Raw genomic sequence first — 12,924 nt, 5'->3', positions numbered from 1 at the left:
GGGCTTTCACCCCCACATATTAGGTTGCTGTGCCTTTCTTGACGATGACGACGCCGTTCGGATCGATCAGCTTGCCATCAGCAATCAGGATCGCCTTGTCCACCCATTCATTCGAGTCATGGTCAAAGTAGCGGAACATGGTCATTTGCATATTGCTGTTAAAACCATAGTTCCGCAGGTTGCAATAAACCGCAACAACATCACCAGCAGCGGCGTCGTCATATGGGGCGATCACGTCATCCTCTACTTGGATGACTTCTTTTCCGCCAAAACGTTCCTGCGGACCGTCTGTAATGCCGTAGTTAACCCGGCCGATAGGCTGACCGTTTGCGTCGACCATGCCATCAATGTAACCTTCAAACGTGCCGGAAGCCATGAGGAAGGTAGCGCCGGCCTTATAAGCGAGCGGCATTTTCGCGAACACTTTTTTCTTCCACGCTTCCCATTCAGCAAATTCGGTTGGAGACAATGTTACGACTTGGGCTGCCGGAACCCGGTTGTCTGCCGTAATACCAAGCGGCTTACCTGTCCCGTTACCCTTGACGACTGCAAGATCAACGGCCTGCACCATTGCTTCTACGATCAAATCCGTAATGACGCTCTCGAACCCGTTTAAAGTAACCGTATCGGCGAGCAATGAAGTAGAAACCTTGCATTCAAGTCCGTAGTAGCTGAACGAGACGTTGGTATTCGCCTGAACCTTTTGTTTGTCGCTGGTCGGCGCTTCCCCGATCCATGATGCTGTCGGGCGGAGAGAAAGGATCGGAACCGTAACGCCACCTTTGATATTGAGCTTGCGAACGCGATTGAACACCTGTCCGTAAACCGTCATTTTCTTGACGACTTCATTCAGAATCGTGCTCGGAATGACGGCGGTCACATCGGAAATAGTGGTCATTGCATCAGCACGCGCCTCTTGACCAACAAGCAAAGCTGGCGTAACCTTGCCTGTTTTTGCATAAGACATAAACGCTTGCCGATACTCAAGCGTACCGTAAATATCCTCCGGCTCGGCGGAGCGCTGTTGTGTTTGTTGAGCTCCACCCAAGCCATATGTGGCCATAATTTGCGTGCGGCCTACGGGAGGTCCGGAGCGTTGTTGCCCCTGATCATCTACCGGAGGCAATACGCCGCGATTTTCTTCATCCGGGTCATCCGGCAGAGCATTAACGATGTCTCGCAGCTCCGCGATTTCAGCATTCAGTGTTTCAAGCTCGGTATTGATAGAGCGGAGCTCTTTCACGTCTTCAGTGGTGTTCGCTTTGGCGACGAGTTCAGCTTTTCGAGCTTCCTTCTTTGCAATCAGTTCAAGTAGTTTCTTTTTGTTCACTTATACCACCTTAACCCTTCATGAGAATTTGAGTACGGAGTTTTAAAACTTCCAGCTCGTCTTTCGAACTCTCCAGTCCGGACCTCTCACTCCCCAGTGCGGCGCGGGCACTCTCCAGTGCCTGCTTGTCACGAGCCGATATGTCAGTTCCCGAATAAGCCGGGAACGAAACAGCGGATACTTCGTAAACTTTTGCAATATCCAAAATGCGGCGAGTCGGGTAATCCGTGTCGAGATTTTCCCACTTTTGCTCTCGCACGGCAAAAATAAAGGACATCCCGGAGATGTCCCCTCTGCCTATGGCGCTATAAAGCGCTTTGGCATCTGAATTATTCTCAATGTCCAGTTTCGCACGGGTAAAAAGCCCCTGACTATCGATGGACAGTTGCAGCGTAGAGTTGACATTGTTGTTTCGGCTGCGGGCTAACGGGATTTTCGACAGATCATGATTTACGGTTAGAACAACGTCCCGAAAATCGGTGTTATCAAAGGCGCCGCGTTCGATGATTTCTTGGAACCATCCGCCGATGTCAGTTGCTTGATTGAATACCGCCGCATGCCCTTGAATGATTCCGCCATCCTGTTCAGCGCGAATATCCGGCATCGTAAAAGCCCGGACGGTACGCTCGAATGTATCAGGTAATTTTTTACTCATTATTTTTCGTGCCTCCTTGTTTAGTCACTAAACGACCGAGCTGATAGGTATTTGCCAGGTTTACATCGATATAGTTAAGCGACATGGTGCGACGCGACCCCGTGCCGTCTTCCAATGGCGGGTAACCAAGAACGGCAAGCTTTTGATCATCGGTGAGCAATCCCTGCTCGCCAGCTGTTTTAATCAAATCGAGTTTTGCCCGTGTCGAAAGGTACATCATATTTTTGTGATAGCATACGATTTCGTTGCCGACATCGATCTCACGGGGCGTGAATAACGTCTTCGAGAACGCCTGACCAAGAGAAATGACGATCGGCTCCAATGTCTTTTCGTAGAACGCTTGATATTGCTCATCCGTATAATCTCCGGTCAAGATCGGAAGCGGGACGCCAAACCACCGCTGCGTTTTGCTATCCAGAAATGCCAGCGTATCCTTATCAACAAATTTCGGATCAAGATTAATCGGCATGAAATCGCCTTTCAGGTCCACTGGCAAGATACCGGATTCGCCGCTACGCATCAGGCTTTCAAACCGTTCACGCTCAGCACGCTGCGCGACATCATCCATCAGCGTACTGATTTTCATAATACCGCGAACCGACATGCTAGTTTTAATCCCCTTCTCAAGGCCCTGTAGCACCGTATCATTTATCTGCAAGACCTTTAACAGCGCCGCATTATCCGGCTGCCCGTTTAACCCGCCACCCATGATCTCATTAACCGAGAATTTCTTGCGCAAGTGAATGACATCCGAATATTTGAGTGTGAAACTATCACCGGAAGAAAAGTAAAACCGAACAAACAACGTTTCAGTCTCATCTTGCAGGAACTCAACCTGTGTCGGGTTCAGTGGGTACAAGCCGGTATAGTTCCGGATCTCATTACCCCGCGCATCCCTCGTCAAGGTATAAGTCGGGTATATAAAAGCGTTGTAATTGAGGTATAAAAGCCAGATGATTTTCTCGAGAAAGTCCCGCGTTGTCATCAGCTCGTTCGGCGCGAATTTAAACAGCCGGTTCAGATTGCTACGCGGGACCGTCTGTATTCCGTTGGCGTCTGTCCGTATGTGCTTCGGCTGCAGCTTGCTGATTTCCGTAGCGATCACATCAATACAGTTCTGCACCACATCAGAAGCATATATGTTATCACCGAACTGACTAAACGATGGCGCAAACCCGCTCATCAATTTAGCGTAAACGAACTGTTTAGCTTTGTTCGTCAGACCCTTCAATGCGCTCCAAAGTGCCATTCATTCACCCCGCTCTCTTAGCCAAATCTAAAAATTCAGTTCGGTTATCGATATAAACCCGGTAAACGATAATGGTCGTTACGGCACCGTCGATCTTCTTCTCATCCTTGCCCTGTACCTTGACCGGCATCTGCTCCATTTTGTTATTGACGGCCAGTGCCGTATTCTCCAAACAATACCGGTCAATCGGATGGTCGTTATAAACGAGCAGGTTGCTGCTCAAATCCGCCTCGACCAATTTCATCGGCTCGCTCATGCTACCCCAATTCTGATCGACACGCTGCAGATCAAAGCCATATCCCTCCATCTCCTTAACCCAATAGATTGCTGACCAGCGGTCATAGCCGATTTTGTAAAAACGGATCCCGTACTCTTTATATAGCTTCACAAACCATGCCGTGACGAGTCGGAAGTCATTCTCGTTGCCTTCGGATATGGTCAACAATCCTTGTTCCTTCCACGCTTCATATCGCTTCTTTTCGTCACCAGTTAGCCTGTCAAGTTTGGCCTGCGGGACAAAATATTGCTGAACGGTGTACTTCTTACCATTTCTCAAAAACAACGCCCGAGCAGAAGCAAGATCTCCGGATTTGGAAAGGTCAACAGCACCGATCGCGAACGCTCCGCGGAATTCCTCAAGGTCGAATGTCTCCTTGTTATCGATCGTTTCCGCATCCAGCCACGCCGCCGCATTGTTCTGTTTGATATTAAAATCTTTGGCGAGAACGAAAGCCCTCGTCGCCTTGTTGGTTTTTGCTTCCTCAACCATACCGCGGAGGAAGCTCCATTTTTTGATAGTTCCGAGCCCGGGATTTGATTTAACCCAAGTCCGCTCATCCTGCCATACCTCTTTCTCACTATCCTGCGTGTACATCCAGATAAGCCATCGGGGGCGGTCCAGTTCGCCGGCCAGCACTTGGCGGGCATCGCGGATACGCTCGTCCAGGTAACCGTCGTTGGTAAATCCTTCCGTCGTCAGTTCAAAATAAAGAGGCTCTTCCTGGGTGGATAGAGCCTGACGGATCGGCATGATACTGCTGTTATCCGGTAATTCGTGCGCTTCATCGACAGCGCCGACGCCGATGTTCCGGCCTTCTTTCGCACCAGTCTTCGCAGAAATCTTCCGGATCGTCCCTTTGTTGCTATAGCTATATTTGCCGGAATGCGTCGGATGCTTTGGATTTCCGAAAAAGATTCCCTTAACATTCTTCCGCGTCCGTTTCTGTAGAGCCGGGCTTTCCTCGCGCATCGCATTAATCGCGTCGAACATAAGCCCGGCTTGCTCATAATCGTTACTTGAGCAAAGTATTCGCAAACCCTTGGGACCGCAGAAAAATTCAGCTAATGAGATGGCGCTAACAAGCGGCGTTTTTCCGTTTTTCCGACCAACTACAAGCAAAACATCCTGAAACAAACGTACCCAGCGACCGATTTCGGAATCGTAAATCTTGATACTGTAAATCGCCTCGATGAACGCCTTCTGAAACAATTCGAGTATGAACGGCTTACCGGAAAAAGGCGCTTCGTAATGCTTGCAATGCGTTTCGATGAACTTAATCCGCTTGTGCGCATCGTCCAATTCAAAACGAATATCCGGGTTATTCAAGTGATCTCTCAGGATCTCATGCATCAACCGCATATCTTGGCCGATCAGAATTTCCCCGGATTCGCATTTGTCCATGTATTCGATCAGGAATGAATGGCTCACTCGAATTCATCCATCCCGTCGTCAGGATCAAGCACGTTTTTACTGAGCACCCCATTCAGCGCCTTAATCACGACGGCATAACTGTTGACGTTTTTGAGATATTGCCTCGCAGCCTCAACCGGTTTTTGCAAGTTCGGATTCTTTGGATGAACCAGCACCATACCAGATACCCTGAGCGTTTCTCTAAGTTGCGCATTCTCGGCTTTCAGAAATGCCGCATCTTCAATAAGCCCTTCTACCAACTGCGCTTTAGATTGGTCAACATCCTTAAAAAGCTCGCGTAACTTCTCCAACTCTCGTTGATACAGTTCGGCCTTTTCCATATTTCTGAACACCTCCGGCCGATTTCAAATTTTTTGCCGTGTATCAAAAGTGGGTCCTCAGCCCGGTTCCAAGGACGATATGCCTCGTTAAAGACCGGGGGGGGTGGTTATGAAGATAATCGATAAAGTATTATGACAGCAACAATGATTGTCACATATTTCCAAATATCCGGAAGTATGATATCGTCGCAAAACGACTTAATATCCCTAAACACAATCGATCACTCCCGGTATTGTTCAAACCACTTGTCAACGTAACCGCGCCATTCTGCTTTGCGATACTGCAGCCGTTCGTCAGCTTCAATCCGCGCATAACATTCCTCACGGCTCGCCTCGATGTATATCAACTCCGCACCCAATTCATCGGCCAACCTCTCACGCTTAAATTTGTCCGCATACCCTCCGATCACCCAAGCATTCGCCCATTTGCCCATACGTGTCTTGATATTGTCGATCAGCAGGTTATGGACGCCAATGACGTTGCTAAACAGGTTATCCGGCTTATCAAAGTCCGGCAGCATGGACACTGCAACGTAAAGCCGATCCATATCGACGATCAAATCCCCGCGCTTCATCTGCTGACGAACAAACGTCTTCTTGCCGGCCAACGGAGGCCCGTAAACAAGAAAAACGCTTTTAGGTTTTTGGTAGCCGAATCGCCCGTGTTCTTGGTTGTGGCAGTCGAAGCAGACAAGATCAACATTATCCGGATTCAATGAGATCGTGGCATCGTTGACGTTCTCCGGCGTTAGCTCGATCTTGTGATGCCCGATAATATCGATAGATCGCGCGATAATCTTACCGCATCGCTGGCATTTGTTGCCCCGCTCTGCGATCAACGACATACGGAAGATTCGCCATTCTTTAGATTTATAAAAATCTTGAAGAGTTTTGAACTTTGCCACGTTACCAGCCCCCGTCCTTGACGCTCGGGTGCATCATCTTCATCTCGAAAAACAGCTTGATCGCCTGAACGTTACCGCGCTTGCATTGCATAAGCAGCGCCCGCCAGACATCAGCCAGTTCGGCATTCGTGTACTTATCCAGTTGCTCGTTGACATAATTGACAAAGCGCTCATCCTGCATCCATTTCCAGAGGGTTTTGGGGGTAACGCCGACTTCTTTGCATTTTTCGGCTTTAGTACGCCGATCCTCTGGATTTAATAGGAGCTCGGCCATTTTAATTTGCCTTGCGTTTGGCCGCCATTCCTTACTTTTTTGCACCTTGCTTTTTGTCATTCTCACCACCCGCCAATATGTCAGGTACGTCTTGATTTATGCTGCTCCAATTGAGTCCGTATCGGCTCAAAATACTTTCAAAATCCTCTACATCGTGCGGCTCGATCCGATATCCTTTTTCACCGACCCCAATATGCTTCAGCTCGTGAAGCATCAGGATTTTTCGCTGGTTATCGGTCATGTGTCCGATATTTGGCTCATAAAACGTAATGATAAAATCAAATGGCAAAAACGCACCGTACACCTTGTTTACCTTTCGGCAATCGGCGTGAACGGTGCGTCCTTTATCTATTTTCCTTTCCCAGCTGCGAACATAGCCAATCTTGATATCGAATACAGAAATATAGCTCAACTCCGGCATTCGGGCAATAATACGTTCGGCCAACTCCTTAAGATCATCAGCAGCTTCACAATCTTTGATTCCCAATGATTGTCGTAGATCCTGAATGATTTTGGTTCTTTCATCTGTTCGCAGTCTATCGTATACATCTTGAAGCGTTTGTAGGGCTGGACATGGGAGCTCGCAATTAATGTCAACCTTCTCACATTGTTGTATGACGGTCCACCCCCAAATTAATTCGATCACGGTGCTGCTTTGCCCATCGAATCGCAGCCGGCAAATCAATATGGTGACGTCCATAACACGTATGCAGCATGAGTATGCCGCCTTTTATGTTGCTTCTCCACCACACATCACCGATTTTGATATAACCCTGTTTCCGCCGATACCCAATCTGAAGCTGTTCGATCACTTGACCGATTAATAATTCTCGGCTGATCTTCTCAACTCTTTGGCAATACCGTTCATATGCATGATCTGCTATCCTGATTTCCAACGATTCAAGTCTCATATCCTCCTTCTCCTCCAAAACGATTAATTAAAAAACAAAAAGACGAACTCGCGTCCCGATAAAATTGCTTCCGGGTTAATACGCTGCTCGTCTTGTATACACTTATTCGACACTATCATTCTAACACGGGTTGACATGGCTTGTGTTCTCTATTTATTCGCATTTATTTCGCTATTTTTTCGTACTCCTCAAGAGCTTTCTTCCTCCACCGGTAGAAAACATCTTTCGAGACGTTCAACTCTCGCGCCGTTTCGTCCCATGGTTTTCCGTCTAGATAATGGATTCTCAACAGCTTTGCGTACCCCGGCTTGTACGCTTCCAACGCCGCCAGCACCGTATCGATCCGTTCAATCTCCGTTTTCAAGTCCTGGTATTCCGCCACGCGCTCCAGTACAGCATCCAAATCGTCCATTTCCCATCCGCGTGCAGCAATCACCTTCTTGATCTTGCTCCGGATCTCCTGGAGTAACTTTTCATCCTCCTCGTCTGCTCCACGGGTCGGCACCGCCGCCAATTGCGCCCGGGTTCCGGCCGGATATCTCGTAAGGTAGGCATGGGCGACGGACTCCAACTCTTGTTCATGTTTGTTCAGGTACATGTAGCTCGGGAGCCCGCGGAGTCGCCGATGCAGCTCCTGCAGCTGGTCGTCCTGGTTAAGCCGACTGATCGTGATTCCGGATCCGACGCTGTACGTGGAGAGGACCTGCAAGCGGGCCAGCTTCTGCCGGTATTGGCTCAGTTGTTCGATCGCTTTTTGTTCTATCATGGCCCTTACTCCTTCCGCTCTAAAAGCTGATCCAGACTTGACTCGACTTCCACTTCCCTCATGCCGTCCCATTGCTCTCTGATTTCGACCGCCTTTGCTAACACGGCCTCAACCTGCTTTTTGGTGATGCCCGGTATGCACTCCATTGCTTCTCGCATATGACTCACACCTTTTTCATACGCCCGGGTATGGATCCAATTCATATCGTTCCAAAATTGCTGATCTGTGCAGCTTTGCATGCGCTGCCTTATTTTTCTCTTCACTATCGGATTCATGATGCAATCAGCTCCTTGTGAACTTTCTCGATTCTAGCTTTGACTGCCTGCATAAGCTCCTCTTGCCCCGAGGCCTTGCGTTCCAGCGCCGCCACAGCATCTTCGTCCATCGTGCCCTCTGCCACCAGACGCATGACGACGATCCGCCTCGTCTGCCCTTGCCGGTGTACCCGGGCGTTTGCCTGTTGGTCCTCCTCAAGGCTCCAAATCTGGTCAAACCAGACGACCGTCTGACAGCTAGACTCCTGGAGGTTGAGACCGTGACCGGCTGATTTCGGGTGCAGGCAAAGCAGCGGAATTTCGTCGTTGTTCCAAGCTCGGATGTCCTCGTTTCCGTCCTTACCCTTTCGCAACACCCTGGCCTGCGGGAACCGCTGCTGAATCCGGTCAAGACTGTGTTTGAAGTTATAAAACACCATAACCGGTTTGCCCTGTGCCGCCTCGATGATGTCTTCCAGCGCATCCAACTTGGCATCGTGGATCTCCTTCACGCCGCGATCCTCGTCGTAAACGGCACCGGAAGCCATTTGCAGCAACTTGTTACTCAGGACGGCAGCTGTTTGGGCGACAACATCGGCGTCAGCATATTCGATAAGCAGATCTCGCTCCAGCTTCTTGTACAGCTCCCTCGCTTCCGCCGATAACCTTACCGGGATCGTCCGATCGATCCGCTCCGGAAGTTCCAACCAGTCCTCAGCTTTCATGCTGACCGCGACATCCGCGATAGCTTCGTATATTCGCTGTTCGGCCTCTTTCTTCTGCTTCCACTCGTAGACGACATGGCCGCTGCGCGCACCAGGGGTAAAATATCGATCGCGGAAACCGGTTATCGTCTTGCCCAGCCGCTCGCCTTGGTCGATCAAATACATCGGTGCCCATAGATCCAATAGACTGTTCGGCGCCGGCGTACCGGTTAACCCAATCACCCGTTTCACCATCGGCCGGACTCGGCGGAGAGCCCGAAACCGCTTGGAATTGGAGTTTTTAAAGCTACTTAACTCGTCGATTACGACCGTGTCAAACGGCCATTTGCTGCCGTACTCGCTCACCAACCATTCCACGTTTTCGCGATTGATGACCCAAATGTCGGCGTCGGCTTTCAGCGCCCGCCTGCGAGCCGCTACGCTACCCAGGACCTTCGATATCCGCAGATGCCGCAGGTGATCCCATTTTTCGATCTCGCGAGCCCAGGTGTCGTCCGCAACTCGCAGCGGGGCGATCACCAGCACTCGGCCAGCATCGAAGTAGTCGTTCAATAACAGGTCGATTGCTGTAAGCGTCGAAACGGTCTTGCCAAGTCCCATTTCAAGCAGTAAAGCGATGTACGGCGTATCGATAATCCGCTGAGTCGCGTAAACTTGGTATTTATGCGGCTTGTATTTCAATTACTGCTCACCTCGGCAATGAATTGATCTATATCAGCATCCGAATCGATTTTGTAAACTTGGTGGCCCATCTTCCGAAGCGTCCTGGCCCATTTTGCCTGCAACGGTTCCAGCGGTTTCCCCGGTGCTTTCATCTCGACATACACCGTTCTGCCGCCGGGTAGGATGACGATCCGGTCCGGCACCCCACGATTACCCGGACTTACCCATTTCGGCGCCAGCCCGCCGATCCGCTCGACCTCCCGGACCAAACGTCGTTCCAACATGGACTCTCTCATTTCGGCCTCCGCAAGACTTTTTGGTATTCGGCATCGCTGATATTAAAAACCCAATCACGGTTTCTCGTAAGCCGCCCGCGAAATCCGACATCGGTCATAACCTTTACGAATTCATCTTGGCTAACTACCAAACCTGTTTCAGATTCAAAGAGCCGACGGACCATGAAGTCAGGAACATATTGGTTGATGTGCAAACGGGTTAAAGGGTTGAAGTTTTTGATAACCCATTCCCGCAGCATGTTCAAACTATCCACGTATTCAAATCCTCCTTTTTCCGAGTTGCCGATTTGCAGTCTACGCGCACGTACTGCTAGGATAGTCATTTAACTATAGTCGTCATATAGTTAATCTCTACTCCCATCCCTTTTAAGAGATTTACGGCAACAACGGCAACAACACCCGATAACTCTTGATATTATTGGATTGGTTCGGTTGCCGTAGTTTGGTATGTTGCGGCAACGGCACGGCAACACGGCAACAAGCTACGGCAACAATAGCAACGGCTTGGCAACACCCTACGGCAACCGTTCAAACACCTTCTGGACACCGTATCCGGGCACCCTCGCTTTCCCTTTTCGCTCCTCCCAACCCGGTATGCGTCGCAGGATATCCATGATCTCTTTACCCTCCCAAGGGCGCATGTCGCCTCTCCGCTTGCCCAAACATTCAACCCAGATTTGGGCCGCACAGACGCGCTGCCGCTTCTGGCCTGTCGGCCGGTCCAGCTCGTCAAGCTCTTCGGACTCAAGCCATTCCATGATCAGACCCTCCCGCGGATCGGATTCCATGTGTGCCGCTTGTTGCCGCTCCGCCTCCTCACGGGCTTCGCTGTCCAGTTCAAGGCCCTCGCCCGCCCGGAACCACGTCAAAACTTCCGCCCAGACTTGCTGCACTTCGTAGTCGCCGAAATGCTCCCAATGGCTTTTTTCCGCCCTATCAGGGTCAACCTCAACCGGCCAGAACCGCCGATTGCCGGTCGCGTCCCGAAGGAAGTCCCTCGTATTGGTTGTCCCGAAAAAGACGCACTTTCGCGGAAATTCCGACACTTGCCGGTCGTAAGCCACCCGGTAACGGTCCTCCGTCTTGGACAAGAACGCCTTAACCTCCTCGACCTCTGTCCGCTTCATGGCCGACAACTCGCCGATCTCGAAAATCCAGCCGTTTTGAAGGTGTTCGCCGGCCTCTTTGTTTTCGAACGTCCGGAGGCTGTCACTAAACCAATCTCGACCCAGCTTTGCGAGCAGCGAGCTCTTTCCGGCCCCCTGCGGTCCTACCAGCACAAGCATCTGGTCGAATTTGCAGCCAGGTCGGTACAGCCGCGTCACAGCCGCTAGCAACATTTTGCGCGTCACCTGGCGGACGTAATGGGTATCGGCGGCGCCGAGATACGTCACAAACACTCGTTCCGCGCGTGGCACGCCGTCCCACGTCGCGCCTTCGATGTATGCCTTGATCGGGTGGAACGTGTGCTTGTGAACGACCTCTGTGAAGGCGTTTTGAATCGTCTTTGTCGAGTTGATGCCATGAACCTTTGCAAACCAATGCTGTAGCCGTTTATCGTCAGCGGCCAACCATGGCTCGTATGATCGCCCCGGGCGCTCCCGGTCGCGCCACGGCAGCGGCTTGCGTATAACCTCCGTATTGCCGAAAGCGTCGTAGGCCAGTACGCCGCGCCATGGGCCATGCGTAAGCAGCAGTTCGACGTTTCCCGCTGTCGGAAGCACTTCTCCCGTCTTCTTGTGCAGTTCCAGCTTCTCAGTCCAGCTGTCGTCCTCCGATTCGTCTTCTTCGTCGAACTCATCGGCCATTTCCGCGAAGTCCGCCTGTCGTTCGGCTGCGGCCAGTCGCTTAACCTCCGGACGATTGATCGCCCACTGTTCCATAGCCAAATGGCTCGGCTTCTTGGCGTCCGGTGTGTGATCCTTCACACGCTCATCGAGATGGCCGAATTTATGGACCCTGACGAGGTCGAATAGGTTGTATGTCCGGCCGTCGGCGATGGGGTCACTGTCTTGGTGCGAATAGGCCAGTTCCTGATCTGGATAGATCTCCAGCCCATTAGCTGATGTTCCGCCGACGTACGTATACCGGTTTGCCATCGTGCCGGGGACATACACATCCGACAAAAACGTGTCGATGCCTTCCTCAATGCTGTATGCCCGGCAGAATAGTCCGATCGTGCCTTGCTTTTCCCGCGGGTCCTGTGCGCGCTTGCCGGCGGCCTCGACGACCTTCGTCTCCTCCGGGTGTCGCGGCCACGCCGTGACGTCGCGCCAATCCTCGTATTCCGCCAATAGGCTGTCAACAGAAAGCGGCGTGCCTTCATAGATCTCTAACACCGGCTCCGCATCCTTGCTGCAGCTCGGGAAATACATGAGCCGATGGACTTGGAACGTCGTCTTGTCGAAATAGGTCATACCGATCTGCTCCGCCAGCTTGCGGGCCGCGGCGGTATACTCGTCTGGTGACATCGTCCGATCCGCCGGCACGATGAGGCGATATTTGGGCTTGTGCGGCCGGTGGCTGTGCGTGGAGTAAACGGCGTATGCTGTGCCGCCCAGGACGAGCTCGACCGTAAAGAGGAAATCGCCATCCGCAAAGTCGGCATCCAGGGTGAACAGACTGCGCGTGTCGACGTTTTCCTTCTTCCGGCGGCCGCCGCGGACGAGCCCGCCAACAAAAGCGGGACCGTCCTTGACTTTGCCTTTGCCTGCGGGCGTCATCGCGTCGTATTGCGCCATCGTCTCCGCCGTCCGCCGGACCTTCCGGAGCCGCTCGACGAACTCGTCCCAGGTCAAGTATTCAGGTTTCCAGTTTGTATCCGCCCGGTGCTTACCGAACGAAATATCAAGCTCTTGCATGTCC

General features: G+C 51.4%; 15 protein-coding genes. All 15 read right to left on the bottom strand.

The annotated features are described in order from the left end of the window. Positions 1-19: 19 nt before the first annotated feature. On the bottom strand, positions 20-1,330 hold the full coding sequence (locus tag EXW96_RS26555) for a phage major capsid protein (protein WP_174351810.1): 1,311 nt from the start codon (positions 1,328-1,330) through the stop codon (positions 20-22). Between the two features lie 10 nt (positions 1,331-1,340). After that, on the bottom strand, positions 1,341-1,985 hold the full coding sequence (locus tag EXW96_RS26550) for an HK97 family phage prohead protease (RefSeq protein WP_217437530.1): 645 nt from the start codon (positions 1,983-1,985) through the stop codon (positions 1,341-1,343). Beyond that, on the bottom strand, positions 1,978-3,234 hold the full coding sequence (locus EXW96_RS26545) for a phage portal protein (RefSeq protein WP_174351809.1): 1,257 nt from the start codon (positions 3,232-3,234) through the stop codon (positions 1,978-1,980). The genes EXW96_RS26550 and EXW96_RS26545 overlap by 8 nt, the downstream gene beginning before the upstream one ends. Before the next feature lie 4 nt (positions 3,235-3,238). Next, positions 3,239-4,942, bottom strand: coding sequence for a terminase large subunit (locus tag EXW96_RS26540; protein WP_217437529.1), 1,704 nt, complete (start codon positions 4,940-4,942; stop codon positions 3,239-3,241). Further along, on the bottom strand, positions 4,939-5,265 hold the full coding sequence (locus tag EXW96_RS26535) for a hypothetical protein (protein ID WP_174351808.1): 327 nt from the start codon (positions 5,263-5,265) through the stop codon (positions 4,939-4,941). The genes EXW96_RS26540 and EXW96_RS26535 overlap by 4 nt, the downstream gene beginning before the upstream one ends. 221 nt (positions 5,266-5,486) lie before the next feature. After that, positions 5,487-6,170, bottom strand: coding sequence for an HNH endonuclease (locus EXW96_RS26530; protein WP_217437528.1), 684 nt, complete (start codon positions 6,168-6,170; stop codon positions 5,487-5,489). 1 nt (position 6,171) lies between these two features. Further along, complete coding sequence (locus EXW96_RS26525) at positions 6,172-6,504, bottom strand: phBC6A51 family helix-turn-helix protein (protein WP_174351807.1); 333 nt, start codon at positions 6,502-6,504, stop codon at positions 6,172-6,174. Then, positions 6,476-7,090, bottom strand: coding sequence for a putative metallopeptidase (locus tag EXW96_RS28160; RefSeq protein WP_174351806.1), 615 nt, complete (start codon positions 7,088-7,090; stop codon positions 6,476-6,478). Before EXW96_RS28160 ends, EXW96_RS26525 begins: the two co-directional genes overlap by 29 nt. Further along, a complete protein-coding gene (locus EXW96_RS26515) occupies positions 7,047-7,355 on the bottom strand; it encodes a hypothetical protein (protein ID WP_174351805.1) in 309 nt (102 codons plus the stop codon). Before EXW96_RS26515 ends, EXW96_RS28160 begins: the two co-directional genes overlap by 44 nt. A 163-nt stretch (positions 7,356-7,518) precedes the next feature. Next, complete coding sequence (locus EXW96_RS26510; protein WP_174351804.1) at positions 7,519-8,121, bottom strand: RNA polymerase subunit sigma-24; 603 nt, start codon at positions 8,119-8,121, stop codon at positions 7,519-7,521. Between the two features lie 5 nt (positions 8,122-8,126). Next, positions 8,127-8,396 carry a hypothetical protein gene (locus tag EXW96_RS26505; RefSeq protein WP_174351803.1) on the bottom strand — a complete coding sequence of 90 codons (270 nt, stop codon included), beginning with the start codon at positions 8,394-8,396 and terminating at the stop codon, positions 8,127-8,129. Next, entirely contained in the window at positions 8,393-9,781 is a 1,389-nt protein-coding gene (locus tag EXW96_RS26500) for a DEAD/DEAH box helicase (RefSeq protein WP_174351802.1), read from the bottom strand. Before EXW96_RS26500 ends, EXW96_RS26505 begins: the two co-directional genes overlap by 4 nt. Next, entirely contained in the window at positions 9,778-10,059 is a 282-nt protein-coding gene (locus EXW96_RS26495; RefSeq protein ID WP_174351801.1) for a VRR-NUC domain-containing protein, read from the bottom strand. Before EXW96_RS26495 ends, EXW96_RS26500 begins: the two co-directional genes overlap by 4 nt. Next, entirely contained in the window at positions 10,056-10,313 is a 258-nt protein-coding gene (locus EXW96_RS26490; protein ID WP_174351800.1) for a hypothetical protein, read from the bottom strand. The genes EXW96_RS26495 and EXW96_RS26490 overlap by 4 nt, the downstream gene beginning before the upstream one ends. A 261-nt stretch (positions 10,314-10,574) precedes the next feature. Further along, positions 10,575-12,920 carry a virulence-associated E family protein gene (locus tag EXW96_RS26485; RefSeq protein WP_174351799.1) on the bottom strand — a complete coding sequence of 782 codons (2,346 nt, stop codon included), beginning with the start codon at positions 12,918-12,920 and terminating at the stop codon, positions 10,575-10,577. Positions 12,921-12,924: the final 4 nt, after the last annotated feature.

Source organism: Paenibacillus sp. JMULE4, assembly GCF_013337105.1.
GTDB classification, from domain to species: domain Bacteria; phylum Bacillota; class Bacilli; order Paenibacillales; family NBRC-103111; genus Paenibacillus_G; species Paenibacillus_G naphthalenovorans.
The sequence above is the reverse complement of the archived record's forward strand: the minus strand, read 5'-3'. Positions and strand labels throughout refer to the sequence as shown.